Below are 19472 nucleotides of genomic sequence, written 5' to 3'. Positions count from 1 at the left end.
AGCATTTAAGCGTGCTAAAGCTATCTCTTATGCCAGATACCGTTTTAAACGGAAGTAGCGCCGGCCCAGGCGCCAGCGCAAACGCGGGCTTTTGGCACTTTTCCAGATGAGCTTCCAGATCCCGGTGTCGAAGAACTCTTTGATTATCATTGATTTCTTCGCCTCATCCTTCATGTTGTCGAAGGTATGAATAATTCCCAGACCCTCTTTAGCGATTTGCCAGTAACAGGCCGGGATATTTTTCACTTTATCCGGGTAGCGCTGGTTAATGGCATCAAGCATCTTCAGGATCTTCATATAATGGCGCGCAGAGCGAATCAGCGTGTCGTCATTATCCGGGGTGTGCGATACCGAGGCGGAGTGAATGTAGTAGTCGTAAAAGCGTTCGCTGGTGTACTGAACGCGTTCCGCGGCAAGCAGCACCTCAGTCGTCCACGGGATATCCTGATGGCGCAGGCCTGGCTCGAAACGGAAGCCGTGCTGACGAATAAAATCGTGACGATAGATATTCAGCCAGGTCACATGCAGGAACTTACGTGAATCCAGCGCCTTTTTTAACCATGCCGCGCCATTCATGACGCCCGTTGAGGCGAGCTTATCTTCAGGGAAGATAGGGCGAGACGGTTTTTTGTTATTTTCCCAGACGTAGTTGCCATTGCAGGTGGCGACATCCAGGTTCTGCGTGACGGCCATATCCAGCAGACGCTGGTACATGCCGGGTTTGAAGACATCATCAATATCCGGGAAAGAGAGATACTGCCCGGTCGCAACGGCCAGGCCAGTATTACGCGCGATGGACACGCCCTGATTAGGTTGTTCAATAACCTGCATCTGTGGCAGCTTTTCGCGCCATTTTTCGACAATCTGCATCGAGCGGTCAGTGGAACCGTCATTCACGATGATGACTTCCATACTGTCGATGTGTTGATTTACAAGGCAGGTAAAGAACTGATCGAGAAAAGCTTCACCGTTATAAACGGCCACCACCACGCTTAATAAAGGCGCTGAATTTTGCATATGAAACCTGATTATTTTTGGTTGTCGACCAAAGCAATGTATTGCTGGCAAATGGCGTTGATACCGAACGATGCGATCGTTTCGCGATCAACAACCGGCGGAGAGGCATACAGTTCTGCCAGGGTTTTCGCCAGTGATTCGTCGGTTAACGCTGTCAGACCACGCGCCAGGGGGCCAGTAAGGATCTCAGCAGGGCCGCCAGGGCAGTTTGTACTCACCGGTGGGGTCTGACAGATAATGGACTCTACCAGTACATTACCAAAACCTTCGCAGTCGGAACTTAACACTAAAAGGCGTGTCCCTTTGATCCACGGGTAGGGGTTGGTTTCGAACGGGCGGAAGACGATCTTGTTTTCAATTCCCAGCTTAGCGGCAAGCTGTTTGAGCTGATTTATTTTCGCGTCAGAACCTTTGCCCATCAACACCAGCGATGCGTCGATCTTGCTCAGCGCAAACGCCCGCAGCAGCCTGTCGTGACGTTTGTGTTCATGAAAACGGCCAACATGGATAATGTAATCCTGCCCCTGCATCTCAAAGGGCGCTTCCGCCAGACGCTGAATTTCAGGGATATCAAAGGGGTTATGGATAACCGCTTTGCGCCGCAGGGGGATCGCGAGGACTTCAGACAGATCGTGCAGCACGGCGCCGGATACCGCCACCACGTTGCGGTTTTCATAGGTATGACGGATTTTATAATGCTTAAACCAGCGAGAAAGCCCGCTGCGATGGCGCAAATAGGAGAAGGAGAACATCCCGTGTACGCAGAACCAGACCTTATCCCGATCCAGCACGCGGCTGTGCGCCACGATACGGTCGGTTTTATGCAGATGTGAGAACACGACGTCAAATTTACCGCTGCGTTCTGCCTGCTCGATGGCGCGATCCAGCAAACGGGCGCGACGCGGGATCTCGGTCAGCTTCCGCCAGGGTTTTTTACAGGTATCCTGCACAACCTGAAAATCGATGCCTTCCGGAATGGCGTAGTCGCACACCTTCCGTAAGGAGAAAAGGGTGACCTGATGCCCCAGTTCTGTCAGTCCGCTGGAGAGGGTGAGAACCGTTTTTTCGGCTCCTCCACCGGGTAAACCATCAATAATCATTAGGATGCGCATTATTAATCCAGTAATTTTTGATAAAGCGAAATAAGCTGACTTGATAGTTTTTCAGGGGTTGCTTCTCTGACGCGTTCACGCGCCGCAAGCCCCATATTGTTATTTTTTTCCAGTGAAGGGATGGACATGACGGCCTCCTTCAATGTGTGGATATCAAGTGCATCACAGTAAAACCCGTTCTGGCCTTGCTCAATAAATTCTGAACCACCGCAACTCTCTGACGTAATGACGGGCAATCCACAGGCCATTGCTTCAAGTATGACGTTAGGGAAAGGATCATACAGCGTCGGCAGCAGTAAACCATCAGAAAGCTGATAAAATGGCAGCGTCTCTTTTTGCATCCCCAGGAAACGGATTTGCCCCTCACAGCCTAATGAACGGGCGAGGTCGCGATAACGGCTTTCCGCTTTATCCTGACCGACCACAACCAGCCACGCCGAGGTTCCTGCTATAGCCCGAATAGCGCTTGCCAGCCCCTTGCGTTCAAACCCTGAACCCACGAAGCAGAAAATGACGGCATCAGCGGGTAAGCCAAATTGCTGACGCAGTACAGCGCGTTGCCTCTCTTCTGCCGGAACGAAGCGGCTGGAATCTATTGAATTATAAATCACATGTATCTTTTTTGCGTCAATATCAAAGTCTTCGACGATTTCGCGCTTGATCATCTCCGCATTACAGATAACGGCTTTCAACTCGGGAGCCTGGTACATTTCACGTTCTGCGTGCATCACGTAGCGGTGATAGCGATCGTGCATAAGCAGCTTCGCGCGCCAGGCGGGAAGAATACGCGTACGCTGTAGCAGCCAGCGTCGATGTACACCATCCCCGGCGCGGTAAATATCGCAGCCCGGAATACGTTCGTGGCTCTGGACAATATCAAACTGCTGTTGCTGCCACAGCGCGCGTGCGGCGTGTGCAAAGCCGCGCTCACGGCTGATGCGGCCCCACTTTCGGGGATCGCAAATATGAATATGCCAGTCGTCCTGCTTTTCGCCCTGCCACTCGCGGGTGATGACGTTGAGCTCAAGATTTTGATTGCTCAGCGCGGTAAGTGCCCTGGAGACAAAACGTTCTGCTCCCCCATCCGGACGATATTTTTGGCGCACAATGGCCAGACGATGAAGCTTCATTGCAGGTATCTCCTTGCGGCGGAGACGACAGCATCAACGGGGATGGCGTCGAGATAACGTTCCGTCGTTTTTGTATCAATGGCGTCAGGGTTGGGAAGCGGGCCGTAGTTACCTGCCCAGATGACCTCTCCGTTAACCTGCCATGGCGACCAGAACGTCAATTTTGACGGGCCAAACAGCGCCACGCAGGGCGTCTGAAGGGCGGCGGCCATGTGCATGGGTACGGAGTCAACGCCAATGAACAGGATTGCGTGATCGATTAGCGAGGCCAGCTGGCGCAGGGTTAACTGCCCTGCCAGCGATACAACACCCGTCTGCGGGGAGGCGGCAAGAATGCGGTCAATCATCGCCAGCTCTTTCTTATCCGGTCCCGCCGTGAGGACGATAGTGTGGCCGTCCTGCTGCAACGCGGCGATAGTTTGCGCCATTTTGCCTTCATCCCAGCACTTAAAGAACCAGCGTGAAGTGGGTTGAATAACGATGTAGCGGTCTCCCACGCCCTTTTGCGACAGCTTTTGGTGAGCATGGCGCCAGTCATCCGCGCTGTAAGCCATGGTCACGGTAGGGTTGGCCATTACCGGCAGCGCTGACAGTATGGAGAGATTTTGTTCAACGGTGTGCAACGACTGATGGCTGGCGACCGAGACCAGTTCACTGTGACAAAAACGCCAGAAGGCATTATTGCGCTTGTTAAAAGCGAACCCGAGCCGAACCGGTGCACCGGTGAAGCGGGTAACAATCGCGCTGCGCCACTGATCGGCAAGATTGATCACCAGATGATAATGCTGAGCACGTAAAGCACGAAGCAACTGCCACTCTTTTTGCAGGTGCTTCAGCGTCCCCAGCTGCTTCCATTTACGATCGATACCATAGATCGTCCTGATTGCCGGATGCGCGGCGAGCAAGTCTCGCGTCTCTTCATAGAGAAGCACGTCGATTTGGGCGTCAGGCCATTTCTGGCGTAATGAATTGATGACGGGGGTGGTGAGTAACATGTCACCATGATGGCGAAGTTTGATCAGTAAAATGCGCAAATCAGGCGTGTCAGGTAAGTTATTCATCATCATCTTATCGGCGTTGTACTATTGGCAATTCTAATAGACCTGGTAACGACTTGCACTCTTTCTCCATAATGTCAGGAATTTCCCTGGAAGGGTTTACTCCTGCTTTCGGGCGTGCGTAACATAGCGCTAACTATTTTGTCTTGCGGGCTCATTATGAAAAAACCAGCGTTTATCATCACGATCGATACCGAAGGGGATAATCTCTGGCAGAACCACCGGGTGATCAAAACGGAAAACGCGCGCTACCTGGCGCGGTTTCAGGCGCTTTGTGAACGCTTCGGCTTTAAGCCCGTCTGGCTGACCAACTACGAGATGGCAGTCGAACCGGTATTCATTGAGTTCGCGAAAGAGGTCATAGCCCGCGGCCAGGGTGAGGTGGGAATGCATCTCCATGCCTGGAATAGCCCTCCGGAACACGATCTGACCGGTGATGACTGGCGCTGGCAGCCTTATCTGATTGAGTTTTCAGACGAGGTCATGTGTGAGAAAGTGCTCTTCATGACCCGCTTACTGGAAGAGACTTTCCAGACAAAAATGCTCAGCCATCGCGCCGGGCGCTGGGCATTCGACAGCCGTTACGCCCAGTTGCTGATTGAGCTGGGGTATCAGGTAGATTGTTCCGTTACGCCGCGCGTGAACTGGCGCAACGCGAAAGGTGCCCCGCAGGGTAAGGGCGGAACGAATTACCAGCATTTTCCCGATCGTGCCTACTTTTTGGACGTAGACGACATTTCCCGGCCGGGAAACAGCCCTCTCCTCGAAGTGCCGATGAGCATCCAGTATAAACACCCGGCATGGCTGAATTCCCTGAAGCAGGGTTATGATCGTCTGCGCGGTAAATACCGTTCTCCGTCAGTTAACTGGTTACGTCCGTCCGGAGGAAATGCGGCGGAGATGATTAAGGTTGCGCAGCAGTGCCTGGCTCAGGGGAATGACTACGTGGAATTCATGCTGCATTCGTCGGAATTTATGCCTGGCGGGAGCCCTACTTTTAAAGACGAGGTCGCGATTGAGGGGCTGTATCAGGATCTGGAGCAGCTCTTTACCTGGTTATCAGATAAGACCGTGGGGATGACGCTGGCGGAGTTTTACCAGTACAAAAAATAGTTATGCCCGCCAGGCGGGCATATTTGTTATTGCTGTTTTGTTTGTGAGAAAGGTGTACTTAACGCAAATAAAATCATAAAGAAGATTAAGGCTTCTGAACTGAGCAGTATGACATCCGTCAGTCCATACAAAAGCAAAAGAAGCATCGACGTCAGCAGCAGTGCGTTTCTGTTTCGTAGGGCATACACAATCATCGAAACGAAGAAAAAGAGCATTACCGCTACGCCGGGGATCCCCTGCAAAGAGTATTTCTCAATAAATTCATTATGCAGGTGGACTTTGATGTATTCGAGTGCACTGCCAAGGTGAGGATGGCCGTCTTTAATGTAGTGTCGGGTCCACGCTTCACGCTCTTCCAGCGATTGCCCTAACGGATGGGCAAGACCATTCTCGATCCCGATAGTCCACATCGAAAAACGTGCGCCGAGTGAGGTGCGGTCAAAACCTTGTTGATAACGTTCAACCTCACGTTGGGTTTGTTGTATTTTTGGCGAAATCAATGGCTTGTAGCTAACGATTACAACGCCTGCAACAATGCATAAAAAGATGAGGGCTGATTTAAGATGAATCTTTCTGAAATGATAAAGCGTGAGCACAATCGCCAGAAGCAGATATAAACCCATCGCAGCGCGGGTCCCCGTCAACAGTATGACGAAGTAAGAGATTAATATAGTGAAGCCCGCAACAACATACAGCTTCACGTTCTGTTGAAGGTAAAGACTGTATACGAAAGCCAGTGACAGGACAGAATAAACATAAGCTGAAACGGTGGCACGGTTAATTGCCATCTCAACGCGAGTCATACCTTGCGAGGCCTGCCACAAGCCATACCCTGTGGCGAGCACAAACCCCAAGGCCGTTGCGAAGAAGAAGAATTTCCTGAAGGTATCCTTATCGATATAAAACTTAAAGCGGTCGATATAGAAAATCAGGACACTCGCTAAAATTAACTTTTTGCTGGCACCGAGGTAGTCGCTGTAAAGGTTGAGGCCCTCGTTATGATACTCATAGAGTAAGTACCAGCCGAGGTTAAGTAACCCAATCAGCAGAATGGGCAGCGCTATAGTAAAAGGTCGCAAAGTGATTTTTTTATATTCGAAAGCCAGGCCAATAATACTGACGTAAATAGCGATATAGAAAAACTCTCTTTGCTTCCCAGAACTGACTAAAGCCAGTATCAAGGAGATGAGGCTTAAAGCGATCGTCAGTTGATATAGCCGTGGTTTTATTTTTTCCATAACGCCTCAATAACCCTTTTTTTGTAGCTAAAACGAACATCGGTGGACAGGAAAAAAGACAATGTATACATGGTCTTTACGCGTTGTTTCACGAGCTGCAATTGTTGGTCTGTCAGACAGGACCGATGGTTGCCGTAAATATCAAACCAGTGGCAATTGACGAGATGTTTGTAGCGTGACGGAAATGTTCTTTCCATCTGTAACGTGCATTCGACAAGCGTTGAAATTTTGCTGGCGTCCAGACTGCTCGACAAACTGTCGCGACGCTTGATGTAATAATAATGCCCCTGGCGTTGATAGGCTATTTTGCTCGATTGCATCAACATTCCCGGGAAGACAGCGAAATCCTCATAACATAACATCGGAGGTATGGGATTTTTCTCGTAAAGACTACGATGAATAAACTGGCCAATGAGATGTGCCTGAAAGTCTTTATGACGTAAGAAACGAGCAATTGCTTCATGTTGTGACAATGGCACAGGATTAAATCCCTGCCAGTCTGAAGTCATTCTCCGGGGATCGCGAATCTCAAGCAAACGTGTCAGTAACATATCCGGACGTTGCGCTTTCAGGTAGGCCATTGCGTCCCTGAGGCTGCCAGGCTTTAAGCAATCGTCACTGTCGAGCATCGTAATATACTCACCCGATGCCAGCGCGACAGCACTGTTTCGTACCCGGCCGACGTTACGAAAGTTCACGGTGCGCGTTATGATCTGAGGAAATTTCGGCGACCACTCTTCAATTATTGCCTGCGTGGCATCCTCAGAACTGTCATTGAAAATAATGACTTCAGTATCCTGATCGGTTGCTGCCAGCAGGCTTGAAAGCGTGGCGTGCAGCGTAGCTTCAGCGTTATGCGCAGCAATAATGACGCTTAAAAAAGCCATAAAAATTAGTTTCCTTGAGCGTCGGTAGCGCTAGCCAGTGAGCGGGCTTTTGGTAATGTACGGATAAACTGCTGAAGATCGTGTAACGCGGAGTCAGTGACAGAGAATAGCGCTTCCCGTTCTTGCGGGAAGTAATAGCGCGTTTCAAACACATAAGAACAAATGTTATCGTCATTCCCGATCAGCATCACATTGCCAAGCGGACGCTGTTCATAGTGACAACACGGTCCAAACAGCAGGACCACCGGCACGCCGACGGCGTCTGCGATGTAGACATTCCCCGAGTCAGACGCGATATAGCAGTCCATCTTAGAAATGGCCCAGGGAAGCTCTTCCAGCGAAATTTTGCCAATAAGATTGATAAAATTGGGGATGTCACCGTAAAGACGGGTGATATCGTCCATCCACGACTGTTCGTTTGGCGCGCCGAAGACATAAAACTCGCAGGGTAAATCAGCAAGTTGATCAACAATCCGCTTCCAGATAACCGGAGGGACGGTTTTGGCTTTATTGCCCGCCGCAATACTGATGCCGATGCGGATAACGCCAGGTTTATCAAGTATGGCCGGCCAGGTCGTCGGCTTGAAGAGTGGCTTTGTGGCGTGCTTGGGAGAGTCTTGCCACGTGAGCGAGCGGTCGGCCAGTTTCAGGTAGTTCGTCACCGAAAGCGTTTTTTTGCCATGCTCAACGGTACCGTCGGCCGCGAGATAGAAAATCCCGTGATACCACCTGCGCGTGTAAATGCTTAAAAATTGTTTGTTTTTGGCATTGCAGACGGCGGCAAAAAAGAGGTTCACGCTGTTGGGCTGTAGCAGGTAGACGTTGTCGTAGCGGTTCATGATCCTGCACGCGAAGCACAGTTTACGCCACAGGTTGCGCTTATGCTGCTCAATAAAATAGATCTGCTCAATAGTCTCATCATGCTTCGCCAGCGCGCCAACGCTGCGACTGATCAACACATCGCTTTTTTGCAGATATGCCAGAAGAGGCGTCGCATTAATAAAGTCACCGATTTTGGCTGTCTGAATGACAAGGTTCTTGCCCGTGTCCTTTCGAAACAGCTTCCGGATGAGTTTCACCGGAAAGAGTAAAATCAGCAGAAATACATAACTCATGGGTTAAATATCCCTGTTGGAAAGCCGATGGCTGCCCTGTAAAAATGAAAAAATAGCATCTGCGCTAATATCCTTCGTTTGTTGCGTAGGGCTAACCATCTGATGCTGGTTTTTACCGTAACCCCCGATCAACCCCGGATCGGTCGGGCCGAAAATCGTGATATTAGGACGATCCAGTGCGGCGGTTAAATGGCTTAACCCTGTATCCACAGAAACGACGGCGTTAGCGCCCGCCAGCTGTGCGGCAACCTGCGCCAGCGTGAGTTTGGGTAACACCTCGACGTGGGAAAAACCTGCTGCCAGACGTTCCGCTCGCTGCCGCTCATGTTCAGCGCCCCACGGGAGTTTAATATGGATACCGCTAGGTTGCATTAGTTCAATCAGCCTTCTCCAGTGCGTTTCCGGCCAGTGCTTATCGTCGCGCGTTGTGGCATGCAGGAAAACCAGATAGGGCGCGCTATCCTTGTCCGTTTCGCGCAGAAAATGCTGTGCGATGGCGTAGTCACCCTGGAGGTCGGGTTTTGCATAGCCGAGACTCTTAGCGAACAGCTCGCGGGTACGTTCCACGGCGTGCTGCTGCTTCGCAATATGGTGGCGACGGTTATAGAACAGGCTCGCCAGCGGTTCGCGGGCGGTTTGCCAGTCCATGCCGTGCTTTACGCCGTGCGCCAGACGCGTGACCAGCGCGGCGCTTTTCACCAGCCCCTGGGCGTCGACGATCGCGTCGTAACGCCGGGCCTGCACCGCTTCGCGGAAGGCTTTGCGTTCGGCTTTAATCTGTGCGGAGAACCACGCTTTGCGCCAGCGGCGAATGGCCACCGGGATCACGCGATCAACCGCTTCATGCCAGGTGGGGATCTGCGCGAAGCCTTCTTCCACCACCCAGTCAAAACGGATGCCGGGAATGGCCCGCATGGCGTCCGTCAGCGACGGCAGCGTATGCAGAACATCACCCATTGAGGAGGTTTTAACGATCAATACCCGCATCCGTTATCCTTCTTCGCTCAACAGCAGTGCGTTGAGTTCTTCGAGAACACGCTGCGGGGTAATGTCGATCAGGCTCTGATGGTAACCTTCTGCGGCATCGCCTTTGCGCACCTTGTGGTAGCCGGTGATCAAACGGATCACGCGCGCCTTGTGCGACAGCGGCGGCGTGAAGTCCGGGCTGCTTGGGCCATACAGCGCGACCAGCGGGCGGTCCAGCGCGGCGGCGACGTGCATCAGGCCAGAGTCGTTACTGACCACGGCCTTACAGGCGGCAATGAGGATAACCGCCTGCTCGAGCTGCGTTTCCCCGGCCAGGTTGCGGCACCATGCCTGTTGCTCGGTGCTCAGCGTGGCGAGAATTTCATTGCCCGCCTCATGATCTTTCGCCGAGCCAAACAGCACAATCTGATAGCCTTCATCGATAAGCTGTTTCGCCAGCTCTGCATAGTGATAGTGCGGCCAGCGTTTTGCCGGACCGAATTCTGCGCCAGGGCAGAACCCAATCATCGGGCGTTCGGACGAAATGCCAAATGCGTTGCAGGTGTGGGATTTCTCCCCATCGCTTACCTGGAGCTGCGGCCACAGCAGCGGCTGCGGCAGATCTTTCGCGCTGCGCATCACGCCTTTGTCGTAGGCCAGCGCCACGTAGCGCTCCACCATCAGCGGCCAGGCCTCTTTATCCAGCACCCGGGCGTCGTTCAGCAGGCCGTAGCGCATTTCACCGCGCCAGCCGGTACGGTGCGGGATGCCCGCAAAGAAGGGCACAAGGGCGGATTTGAAGGAGTTAGGCAGCACGTACGCGCGGTCATAGCGTTTCTCGCGCAGGCTGTGGCCGAGTTTGCGGCGTTCACCGATTTCCAGCGCGCCGTGTCCGAGCGGCATCGGGATCGCCTCGTTCACTTCCGGCATACGCGATAACAGCGGACGGCACCATGCGGGTGCCATCACGTCGATTATCGCCTGGGGATAACGCGCCTTGAGCGTGCGATAGAGACTTTGCGACATCATCATGTCGCCCACCCATGACGGGCCGATCACCAGAATTTTCATGCTTATGCGTCGCGGTTCAGCCAGGCCATATATTCCGTTACGCCTTCGGCAACGGTCTTGAACGGCTTGTCGTAGCCTGCGGCGCGCAGGTTAGTCAGGTCCGCCTGGGTGAATGCCTGGTAGCGGCCTTTCAGCTTATCCGGGAACGGAATGTACTCGATGCTGCCTTTCTTATGGTACGCCAGCGTCGCGTCTGCCACCGCCTGGAAGGATTCCGCGCGGCCAGTGCCCAGGTTGAAAATGCCGGACACGCCATTTTCCAGGAACCACAGGTTTACTGCCGCCACATCGCCCACGTAGACGAAGTCACGCTTGAAGCCGTCGCTGCCTTCGAACAGTTTCGGGCTTTCGCCGTTATTTAATTGGGTGTTCAGGTGGAACGCCACGCTCGCCATGCTGCCTTTGTGGCCTTCGCGCGGCCCGTAGACGTTGAAGTAGCGGAAGCCGACAATCTGCGAGTTCGCTTCTGGCAGGATCTGACGTACGTACTCATCAAACAGGAACTTGGAGTAACCGTAAACGTTCAGCGGCTGCTCATATTCGCGGGATTCGATGAAATCTGAAGTGCGCCCACCGTAAGTTGCCGCGGAAGAGGCGTACAGGAACGGAATTTCACGCTCCAGGCAGTAGTGCAGGAGCTCTTTGGAGTACTGATAGTTGTTATCCATCATGTACTTGCCGTCCCACTCGGTGGTGGAGGAGCAAGCACCTTCGTGGAAGATGGCTTCGATCTCGCCGAACTCTTCACCCGCCATAATCTGGATAAGGAAGTCTTCTTTATCCATGTAGTCAGCGATGTTCAGATCCACCAGGTTCACGAACTTGGTGCCGTCTTTCAGGTTGTCCACCACCAGAATGTCGGTGATGCCTTTGTCATTGAGGGCCTTAACAATATTGCTGCCGATAAAGCCCGCGCCGCCAGTAACGATGATCATAACTGTAACCTTTGAAGTATGAGTCGGGGAATATCCCGAACGCTAATCTCTTTATCATATCATCACAATGCTTAGGCTTCAGCCATTCACCGATATGCAGCAGGGGTACGCGTGATTTATGCTGCAAAAACGAGAAGAGATACTGCGTCATCTCGTCATGAACTATTGGTTTGGGTAATATGTGCCAAAATTTGCCGAGTCTGGAGAATTGCAATGCGTGGTGATTTTTACAAACAGTTAAACAGCGACCTCGACACCGCACGTGCGGAAGGGTTGTTCAAAGAAGAGCGTATTATCACGTCTGCCCAGCAGGCGGACATCACCGTTGCCGACGGCAGCCATGTGATCAACTTTTGCGCGAACAACTATTTAGGTCTTGCGAATCACCCTGAGCTAATTGCCGCGGCGAAAAACGGCATGGACACCCACGGTTTCGGTATGGCCTCCGTTCGCTTTATCTGCGGTACGCAGGACAGCCACAAGCAGCTTGAGCAAAAGCTGGCGAACTTCCTCGGAATGGAAGACGCGATTCTGTACTCCTCCTGCTTCGACGCCAACGGCGGTCTGTTTGAGACCCTGCTCGGCGCAGAAGACGCGATTATCTCCGACGCCCTGAACCACGCCTCCATCATCGACGGCGTACGCCTGTGCAAAGCGAAGCGTTTCCGCTACGCCAACAACGACATGGTGGAGCTGGAAGCGCGCCTGAAAGAGGCCCGTGAAGCGGGGGCTCGCCACGTCCTGATCGCCACCGACGGCGTGTTCTCCATGGACGGTGTGATCGCCAACCTGAAGGGCGTGTGCGATCTGGCGGATAAATACGACGCGCTGGTGATGGTGGATGACTCTCACGCGGTCGGTTTTGTCGGCGAAAACGGTCGTGGCTCCCACGAATACTGCGACGTAATGGGCCGCGTGGATATCATCACCGGTACGCTGGGCAAAGCGCTCGGCGGCGCGTCTGGCGGCTACACCGCCGCGCGTAAAGAGGTGGTCGAGTGGCTGCGCCAGCGCTCCCGCCCGTATCTGTTCTCCAACTCCCTGGCGCCGGCGATTGTGGCTGCCTCCATTAAAGTGCTGGAGATGGTGGAATCCGGGGCTGAGCTGCGCGACCGCCTGTGGGCTAACGCCCGCCTGTTCCGTGAAAAAATGAGTGCCGCAGGATTCACCCTGGCCGGTGCCGATCACGCGATCATTCCGGTGATGCTGGGCGACGCGGTTGTCGCGCAGAAATTTGCTCGTGAGCTTCAGAAAGAAGGGATTTACGTGACCGGGTTCTTCTTCCCGGTGGTACCAAAAGGTCAGGCGCGTATCCGCACCCAGATGTCTGCGGCGCACTCGCCTGAACAAATTGAACGTGCGGTGGAAGCCTTTACCCGCATCGGCAAACAGCTGGGCGTCATTGCCTGAGGACGTATGATGAAAGCGTTATCCAAACTGAAAGCGGAAGAAGGGATTTGGATGACCGACGTGCCGGAGCCGGAAGTCGGTCATAACGATCTGCTGATCAAAATTCGTAAAACCGCCATCTGCGGTACTGACGTTCACATCTACAACTGGGACCAGTGGTCGCAGAAAACCATTCCGGTACCGATGGTTGTCGGTCACGAATATGTCGGCGAAGTGGTGGGTATCGGCCAGGAAGTAAAAGGCTTCAACATTGGCGATCGCGTCTCCGGTGAAGGCCACATTACCTGCGGTCACTGCCGTAACTGTCGCGGTGGGCGTACCCACCTGTGCCGCAACACCGTCGGCGTGGGCGTGAACCGTCCGGGCTGCTTCGCGGAATACCTGGTGATCCCGGCGTTTAACGCGTTCAAAATCCCGGACAATATCTCTGACGATCTGGCCTCCATCTTCGACCCGTTCGGCAACGCGGTACACACGGCGCTCTCCTTCGACCTGGTGGGTGAAGACGTGCTGGTTTCCGGCGCGGGCCCCATCGGCATTATGGCGGCAGCCGTGGCGAAGCATGTGGGTGCGCGCAACGTGGTGATCACCGACGTGAACGAATACCGCCTGTCGCTGGCGCGCAAAATGGGCGTCACCCGCGCGGTGGATGTCTCGAAAGAGAGCCTGACCGATGTGATGGAAGAGCTGGGCATGACCGAAGGCTTTGACGTGGGTCTGGAGATGTCCGGCGCGCCACCGGCGTTCCGCACCATGCTCGACACCATGAACCACGGTGGCCGTATCGCGATGCTGGGTATTCCGCCGTCAGATATGTCCATTGACTGGAACAAAGTCATCTTCAAGGGGCTGTTCATTAAGGGCATCTATGGCCGTGAGATGTTCGAAACCTGGTACAAGATGGCCGCGCTGATCCAGTCCGGTCTGGATCTGTCCCCGATTATCACTCACCGTTTCTCCATCGATGAGTTCCAGCAGGGCTTTGACGCAATGCGGTCCGGCCAGTCAGGGAAAGTGATCCTGAGCTGGGATAAGTAATTAAAAAGGGGCCAGCGGCCCCTTTTTTACTGATTCTTTTTCTCTTCGTCCGTCAGGTAGCGCACCTTGCGGGTGTAATCCTGGCCTTTGAACAGCAGTTTGTTATCCGGCGATTCCAGATACTTCTGCCATTCGGAAAGCGGGAAACCACCGTGCGCGCCAATCACCTCTTTCGGCACAACGGCTTCCTGTCCGCCGATCTTCTTGGAGACCGGCCAGTTCATCCAGTCGCCCAGGTTAACCGTTTTAACATCCAGCATGTCCAGCAGCGCAGCGAGCGGCAGCTGATCGGTCGGCGGCTGCGTGTCGTCCATCAGCTCCCAGGTATCCTGGAACAGCGTCAGCCACAGCGGGCAGATACGGCGCCAGGTCTTTTTGGTGGCGGCAAGAAACGCGCCGTTAACGTGATCGACCAGATACGGACGCACCGTTTCTTTGTAATATGCCGGCACTTTCTCCGCTGGCGCGCCGTCCAGCTTGGCAATCATTTTGCCCTGACGGAAGCTGGAGTAGATGTGCATATCCGCCATGTTGATCTCTGGCATTTTAAGCAGGTTGAGATCGGAGTCGATCATCAGCACACCTTCACCGCGCGCCTGCAACGGAGCGTTAAGCTTCACCAGACGACTGAGGTAGATCTGCTTATAGCGGTAACCTTCTTCACGTTTTGGAAGCGTGAGGGTAACAACGCGGGTTTTTGGCGGCAGCTCGCCGAAAGCGGATTCAGGCTGATCGCTGACGATAACAATCTCGCTGACGTCGGTGGCATAACGCTCTGCAAAGGTCGCTGACAATAACGCCTCTTCGACGAAATCCGCGCCCGTACACGGGATCACAATGGAATCCACCGCAACGAGATCGCGCGTGACCGGAAGGGAAGCGTAAGGAATGTTATGACGCCCGGTAATGTGGCGGTAGCGAGCATTCAGGAATTTAAACATGTTCTTCTCGTTTGGTTATTGCGCGCCAAGAACGGCCTCGACACCGTTAACATAGCTTTCAATGGCATACATGTTGCAGACATTCTGGTGTGCGGCAGCGGCGAGCCGGGCGCGCAGAGCAGGATCCTGCCAGATATTATCCAGATGTTGAGCAAGTTGCGACACGTCGCTCCAGGGAAACAGCAGGCCGGTCGACTCATGATCGATCAATTCTGCCGTGCCGGTCACCTTTGAACCAATCACGGGAATATTTAGCAGCATTGCCTCCAGCACGACGCGCGGCAGACCTTCGCTCTTCGAGGCCAGAATAAATGCGTCAAAGGTGGCGAGATAGTCAAAAGGCGTGTTCTGGAAACCGGTAAAAATGACGTGCTCAGCAATACCCAGCGCGTCAGCCTGTGCCGCCAGTGCGCCGCGCTCCGCCCCTTCACCGACCAGCACCATCTTCCATTTTGCCTGCGGGTGCCTCTGGCTGAACTGTGCCAGCGCCTCCAGCGTATGGTGGTTGGCTTTGCGAGGGATTAGCGAGCCAATGCTGCCGAACACAAACGTGTCGTCATCAATGTTCAGGCGCTGGCGCATCGCGCGTCGGTCGGGCAAAGGCTGGTGGATGTCGATGGCGTTGTTGACCGTGGTACACAGCTCGGGCCGGACGCCATGCTGAAGTAGCACGCGTTCAACGCCATGCGAGACGGCGATAATTTTTGTGGCATGGGTATTCACCAGCTTCACCAGCGGCGGGGTCAGCACCGGTTCAATCCGGCAGTGCTGGATTATCCGCGCATGCAGGTTTGCGCCCGCCAGATACCCTTCTTCGTTAGAGCCTGGCTGGTTGTTCATATACAGCGTATCGAAACCACCTTCTCTGAAAATGGTCTCGATCTTGCTGACGTTGGGGCGAATGCGCCACAGGGTATCGATATGCCGCGTAAATGCTTTGCGCGCTGAACGCGAGAAAAACAGCAGACCACGTCCCGCTTCTTTCAGGAGTTTTGCCCATGCCGGTTGCTTACGTTGAGGGATAACGAGTAGCGGGATCCCAATGCTATTGAGCACCTGGCCAATCGTTTGACCTTCAGCACGACTATAATCACTGTAAAAACAACAGGTAATGTCGAATTTGTCGCGGTTGATTCGCTTCAGAAGCTCAAGCATACTGTTGGTACCTCCCCCCCATTCTTTGCCCGTGTCCAGGAGGAGGATTTTACGTTTTTGCGGCATGTCTGAATCCGTATGCTACCCTTCATCTGACCGCATTATAAAGAATTTACTGAAATAAAATAGATTTTTTGTATTTCTTTGTCTTTTTACAAGAAAACATTTTAAACGCGCTTATTTTAAAAGTGCGATTTAAGACTTTAATCGCCTCTTCTCAATTCGATAGTATGAGTGAAAAATTTTATGTCGTTATTGAGAGAGTGAAAATATGTTTAAAATAACGGTCTGCTTATTAACGTTTAACTCCGAAAGAACGTTGCACGATGTTATTCCTCCTCTTTTAAAAATAGCAGATGAATTCGTTATAGTGGATTCCGGAAGTACAGACTCGACGATATATATTTGCCAGAGTTATGGATTGTCGCCTATATTCAAAAAATATAGCTGGCACGGCGAGCAGATGAACCATGCCGTATCCCATGTGCATAACGACTGGGTGCTGTGCATGGACAGTGACGAAATACTCGATCAAGAAACCGTTGATGCTATTTTAAAATTAAAAATGGGCGATGAACCCGAACCGGATATGGCGTGGCGGATATGTCGTCACTGGTTTGTTTTGGGAGAAAATGTCCGAACGATTTATCCCGTCTCATCACCGGATTATCCGGTGCGTCTTTTTAACCGTACGCAGTCGCGATTTAATAACCGGCCAGTAGACGATCAGGTTGAAGGTTTTCTCCGTTCTGAACGTATTCCAGGTTATGTCAGACATGAGACGTTTCATTCGCTGCATGAACTTTTTAATAAATTAAACGGATATACCACTCGCCTGGTTCAATATCAGACGATACGTCCCTCTCTTGGTCGCGGCGCGATCAGCGCTATCGGCGCGTTTTTCAAATGGTATCTGTTTAGTGGTGCGTGGCGTCAGGGCAAAGTAGGTGTGGTGACAGGGTTTTATGCCACGGCGTACAGTTTTTTGAAGTATTTCAAGGCCTGGTATCAGGATCGGGAAAAGAGAGAGTCCGTTGCAAAAGAGCAGTCGGACTCTTATCTGGCAGAATAGGCGTTAGCCGATCAGGCTTTTTTTCCCCAACCCTGCCACTGTTGCTGGACGTATTTAACCAGTGTACTGCTGCTGATGCTTTCGCCAATCACCGAGAAGAAGCGGGTTGCATAGACCGGTTCAGGCGGCTGTTTCAGCGTGCAGTTCTTCACGCCGCGGAATGGATTACGCGGCTGCGTTGCGGGTGGTTGCGCGCTACCCGGACGAGAAGTATCCACCTGAGGTTCATTGAGCAGATCGCTCGGACGCACCAGCGTAATATCGGCGGGTAAGCCCGACAACATTTGCTGCAAAACGCGAACGGTAGACGGATGCGGATGCCCAATGGCAATCGCCGAACCGTTACGGCGCGCCAGCTGTACCGCGCGGTTGAACTGCACGCGGATATCCGCTTCGTTCTGGGAGTCGTCCAGGAATACTTTGCGCTTGATGACTTTTACCCCCGTCCCCTGAGCGGCACGCATCGCCTGGCTGTTGCCGATGGTCATGCTGTCGAGGAAATAGAGATTGTAACGCTCCAGCGCCTGCATCACTTTCAGCATACCGTACAGGCTGGAGGTCATCGCGCTGCCCATATGGTTATTCAGACCCACGGCATACGGCACTTTATTGTACGCATCGCGGATGATGCGATCGATCTCGTCGCTGCTCATGTCCGGGCGCAGGGTATCTTTTTCCAGCGGCTGCTTGCTGAGGGGGGCCATCGGCAGATGGATGAGGACCTGATGGCCGCCATTGTGCGCTTTGGTCGCCATTTCATGCGCGTGAGGCGCATTAGGCAGGACGGCGACAGAGATGGCTGGCGGCATCGCCAGCACCTGATTTTCATAGTGTGGTCGATAACCGAAGTCATCAATCACAATCGCGAGTTTGCCTGCATAAACCGGTGCAGCCAGCGCCAGTGCGCTGACTACGGAAACAACAATTCGACGAAATTGAAGCAAAACCTATCTTCCCAACCACGGCTGTGGATTGACCGCCTGACCCTGACGACGAATTTCGAAATAGAGTGACGGGCGGCCCTGACCGCCACTGCTGCCCACAAGGGCAATGGGTTGACCCGCGCGCACCTGGGTGCCAACGCTGACCAGCGCGCTCTGGTTGTAGCCGTAAAGACTCATATCGCCTTTACCGTGTTCAACCACCACCACGAGCCCATAACCCTGTAGCCAGTCGGCCAGGATCACGCGGCCATCGGCGATGGCTTTCACTTCGCTACCTTCAGACGCACCGATAACGATCCCCTTCCAACGTAGCTCACCCTGCAACTGTTCGCCATAGCGATGCAGGATCGTACCGCGAACGGGCCAGTAAGCCTGACCACGCGGGGAGCCGAGGCCGCCGGTACGCGACATCAGGGAACGTTCATTTTCAGTCGGTTTGTAGGTGGTGCCTTTCCGGGAGGCTTCCTGCTGCTTATTACGCACCGCCTGCGCTTCGCGCGCTTCTTTTTCGGCGCGCGCTTTGGCCGCGGCTTCTGCCCGGGCAATGCTGTTACGCAGTCTGGATTCGTTGGCGCGCATTTCGCTCAGCTGGCTTTGTCCTGCCTGGATAGAGGACTCCAGCCCGGCGAGCGTCTTCTTACGCTCATTGCGCGCCTGCTCAAGCTTCTCCTGCTGCGCCTGCTGATCGTAGAGCAGCGTTTGCTGCTGGCTCTGCTTCTCTTCCAGCTCGGCTTTTTGCGTGGTGACTTCTTCGCGCGTCTGTTTCAGCTGCGCAATGGTCTCCTGACGCGCCTGGTTTAGATAGCCGAAATAGGCCTGTAAACGCTGACCACGCTGGCTCTCTTCACCGCTGAGGATCAGCTGAAGGCCTGTGTGCTCACCCTGACGGAAAGCAGCATCAAGCTGTGCAGCAAGGTTCCGCTCCTGGGCATCGCGCTGACGCTCCAGTTTCGCAATCGACGCGTTCATTTCATCGATTTGCTTATTGAGCTGGGCAAGGGTGTTTTGTGTTTCACGCAGCTTACGCGCGGCGGCGGAAATGGCCTCTTCCTGCTTTTTAAGCTGGGCGAGCAGGGTGGCGCGCTGCTGCTGTTGCTGACGTACCGCACGCTCTTTGGCGGCGATATCGGCCTGAATGGATTTAAGCTGATCGCGGTCATCCGCGTGGGCGGATGCGGCGCACAGCAATACGCCAGCGCTGAGTGCGCTGGCGCAAAGCAGAGGTCTGACTGATAACCGAAGCGGCTTCACGACCCATGTGATTGAAAAA

At 53.5% G+C, this 19472-nt stretch carries 18 protein-coding genes; 4 read left to right on the top strand and 14 right to left on the bottom strand.

The genetic code is table 11. From position 1 onward, the window contains the following. Positions 1-27: 27 nt before the first annotated feature. Genes O1722_RS22495 through rfaQ form a run of 4 tightly spaced genes read right to left on the bottom strand, consistent with a single transcriptional unit; the run spans position 28 to position 4326 of the window. Positions 28-1017: a glycosyltransferase gene (locus O1722_RS22495; protein ID WP_015570038.1), complete on the bottom strand. Its 990-nt coding sequence runs from the start codon at positions 1015-1017 to the stop codon at positions 28-30. 11 nt (positions 1018-1028) lie between these two features. Further along, positions 1029-2129, bottom strand: coding sequence for a glycosyltransferase (locus O1722_RS22490; protein ID WP_479954400.1), 1101 nt, complete (start codon positions 2127-2129; stop codon positions 1029-1031). A 2-nt stretch (positions 2130-2131) separates the two neighbouring features. Continuing rightward, positions 2132-3259, bottom strand: coding sequence for a glycosyltransferase family 4 protein (locus tag O1722_RS22485; RefSeq protein ID WP_015570036.1), 1128 nt, complete (start codon positions 3257-3259; stop codon positions 2132-2134). Next, complete coding sequence (gene rfaQ, locus O1722_RS22480; RefSeq protein ID WP_032672153.1) at positions 3256-4326, bottom strand: putative lipopolysaccharide heptosyltransferase III; 1071 nt, start codon at positions 4324-4326, stop codon at positions 3256-3258. Before rfaQ ends, O1722_RS22485 begins: the two co-directional genes overlap by 4 nt. Positions 4327-4476: 150 nt before the next feature. Between rfaQ and O1722_RS22475 the strand changes: the two genes are divergently transcribed. Beyond that, the gene (locus O1722_RS22475; protein ID WP_033486970.1) at positions 4477-5430 is read left to right on the top strand and encodes a polysaccharide deacetylase family protein; all 954 of its coding nucleotides are present in this window, start codon (positions 4477-4479) and stop codon (positions 5428-5430) included. A 26-nt stretch (positions 5431-5456) separates the two neighbouring features. On the opposite strand, the gene O1722_RS22470 is transcribed toward O1722_RS22475, so the two are convergent. Genes O1722_RS22470 through rfaD form a run of 6 tightly spaced genes read right to left on the bottom strand, consistent with a single transcriptional unit; the run spans position 5457 to position 11642 of the window. Continuing rightward, positions 5457-6668 (bottom strand): O-antigen ligase family protein, encoded by a 1212-nt coding sequence (locus tag O1722_RS22470; RefSeq protein ID WP_015570034.1) that lies wholly within the window; start codon positions 6666-6668, stop codon positions 5457-5459. Further along, positions 6656-7555, bottom strand: a complete 900-nt coding sequence (locus tag O1722_RS22465; RefSeq protein WP_033486969.1) for a glycosyltransferase family 2 protein — start codon at positions 7553-7555, stop codon at positions 6656-6658. The genes O1722_RS22470 and O1722_RS22465 overlap by 13 nt, the downstream gene beginning before the upstream one ends. Before the next feature lie 5 nt (positions 7556-7560). Then, positions 7561-8670 (bottom strand): glycosyltransferase family 9 protein, encoded by a 1110-nt coding sequence (locus O1722_RS22460; protein WP_017693958.1) that lies wholly within the window; start codon positions 8668-8670, stop codon positions 7561-7563. Positions 8671-8673: 3 nt separating this feature from the next. Next, complete coding sequence (gene rfaC / locus O1722_RS22455) at positions 8674-9657, bottom strand: lipopolysaccharide heptosyltransferase RfaC (RefSeq protein ID WP_033486968.1); 984 nt, start codon at positions 9655-9657, stop codon at positions 8674-8676. Between the two features lie 3 nt (positions 9658-9660). Then, entirely contained in the window at positions 9661-10707 is a 1047-nt protein-coding gene (rfaF, locus tag O1722_RS22450; protein WP_015570031.1) for an ADP-heptose--LPS heptosyltransferase RfaF, read from the bottom strand. Between the two features lie 2 nt (positions 10708-10709). Further along, positions 10710-11642 (bottom strand): ADP-glyceromanno-heptose 6-epimerase, encoded by a 933-nt coding sequence (gene rfaD / locus O1722_RS22445; protein WP_003860858.1) that lies wholly within the window; start codon positions 11640-11642, stop codon positions 10710-10712. 213 nt (positions 11643-11855) lie between these two features. Between rfaD and kbl the strand changes: the two genes are divergently transcribed. Together kbl and tdh are read left to right on the top strand one after the other, a co-directional pair. Beyond that, entirely contained in the window at positions 11856-13052 is a 1197-nt protein-coding gene (gene kbl / locus O1722_RS22440; RefSeq protein ID WP_015570030.1) for a glycine C-acetyltransferase, read from the top strand. A 9-nt stretch (positions 13053-13061) separates the two neighbouring features. Then, positions 13062-14090: an L-threonine 3-dehydrogenase gene (gene tdh / locus O1722_RS22435; RefSeq protein ID WP_017383610.1), complete on the top strand. Its 1029-nt coding sequence runs from the start codon at positions 13062-13064 to the stop codon at positions 14088-14090. Positions 14091-14116: 26 nt separating this feature from the next. On the opposite strand, the gene O1722_RS22430 is transcribed toward tdh, so the two are convergent. Beyond that, the gene (locus O1722_RS22430) at positions 14117-15031 is read right to left on the bottom strand and encodes a hypothetical protein (protein WP_015570028.1); all 915 of its coding nucleotides are present in this window, start codon (positions 15029-15031) and stop codon (positions 14117-14119) included. Positions 15032-15046: 15 nt separating this feature from the next. After that, positions 15047-16252: a glycosyltransferase gene (locus O1722_RS22425; protein WP_033486967.1), complete on the bottom strand. Its 1206-nt coding sequence runs from the start codon at positions 16250-16252 to the stop codon at positions 15047-15049. A 205-nt stretch (positions 16253-16457) separates the two neighbouring features. On the opposite strand from O1722_RS22425, the gene O1722_RS22420 reads away from it, so the two are divergent. After that, complete coding sequence (locus O1722_RS22420) at positions 16458-17258, top strand: glycosyltransferase family 2 protein (RefSeq protein ID WP_033486965.1); 801 nt, start codon at positions 16458-16460, stop codon at positions 17256-17258. An 11-nt stretch (positions 17259-17269) separates the two neighbouring features. On the opposite strand, the gene O1722_RS22415 is transcribed toward O1722_RS22420, so the two are convergent. Then, positions 17270-18202 carry a divergent polysaccharide deacetylase family protein gene (locus O1722_RS22415; RefSeq protein WP_033486964.1) on the bottom strand — a complete coding sequence of 311 codons (933 nt, stop codon included), beginning with the start codon at positions 18200-18202 and terminating at the stop codon, positions 17270-17272. Between the two features lie 3 nt (positions 18203-18205). After that, on the bottom strand, positions 18206-19465 hold the full coding sequence (gene envC, locus O1722_RS22410) for a murein hydrolase activator EnvC (protein ID WP_026094345.1): 1260 nt from the start codon (positions 19463-19465) through the stop codon (positions 18206-18208). Between the last annotated feature and the right edge of the window lie 7 nt (positions 19466-19472).

It is taken from the genome of Enterobacter cloacae complex sp. HYC003_NIDB, assembly GCF_056673375.1.
This window is presented reverse-complemented; position numbering and strand designations above follow the sequence as displayed.

Bases quoted from the DNA above. Each gene is read 5' to 3' on its own strand.
- tdh (WP_017383610.1), top strand. From the start codon at position 13,062: ATGAAAGCGTTATCCAAACTGAAAGCGGAAGAAGGGATTTGGATGACC.
- O1722_RS22465 (WP_033486969.1), bottom strand. From the start codon at position 7,555: ATGGCTTTTTTAAGCGTCATTATTGCTGCGCATAACGCTGAAGCTACG.
- O1722_RS22485 (WP_015570036.1), bottom strand. From the start codon at position 3,259: ATGAAGCTTCATCGTCTGGCCATTGTGCGCCAAAAATATCGTCCGGAT.
- rfaC (WP_033486968.1), bottom strand. From the start codon at position 9,657: ATGCGGGTATTGATCGTTAAAACCTCCTCAATGGGTGATGTTCTGCAT.
- O1722_RS22470 (WP_015570034.1), bottom strand. From the start codon at position 6,668: ATGGAAAAAATAAAACCACGGCTATATCAACTGACGATCGCTTTAAGC.
- O1722_RS22430 (WP_015570028.1), bottom strand. From the start codon at position 15,031: ATGTTTAAATTCCTGAATGCTCGCTACCGCCACATTACCGGGCGTCAT.
- O1722_RS22425 (WP_033486967.1), bottom strand. From the start codon at position 16,252: ATGCCGCAAAAACGTAAAATCCTCCTCCTGGACACGGGCAAAGAATGG.
- O1722_RS22495 (WP_015570038.1), bottom strand. From the start codon at position 1,017: ATGCAAAATTCAGCGCCTTTATTAAGCGTGGTGGTGGCCGTTTATAAC.
- rfaF (WP_015570031.1), bottom strand. From the start codon at position 10,707: ATGAAAATTCTGGTGATCGGCCCGTCATGGGTGGGCGACATGATGATG.
- O1722_RS22475 (WP_033486970.1), top strand. From the start codon at position 4,477: ATGAAAAAACCAGCGTTTATCATCACGATCGATACCGAAGGGGATAAT.
- rfaQ (WP_032672153.1), bottom strand. From the start codon at position 4,326: ATGATGATGAATAACTTACCTGACACGCCTGATTTGCGCATTTTACTG.
- O1722_RS22460 (WP_017693958.1), bottom strand. From the start codon at position 8,670: ATGAGTTATGTATTTCTGCTGATTTTACTCTTTCCGGTGAAACTCATC.
- O1722_RS22420 (WP_033486965.1), top strand. From the start codon at position 16,458: ATGTTTAAAATAACGGTCTGCTTATTAACGTTTAACTCCGAAAGAACG.
- kbl (WP_015570030.1), top strand. From the start codon at position 11,856: ATGCGTGGTGATTTTTACAAACAGTTAAACAGCGACCTCGACACCGCA.
- O1722_RS22490 (WP_479954400.1), bottom strand. From the start codon at position 2,129: ATGCGCATCCTAATGATTATTGATGGTTTACCCGGTGGAGGAGCCGAA.
- rfaD (WP_003860858.1), bottom strand. From the start codon at position 11,642: ATGATCATCGTTACTGGCGGCGCGGGCTTTATCGGCAGCAATATTGTT.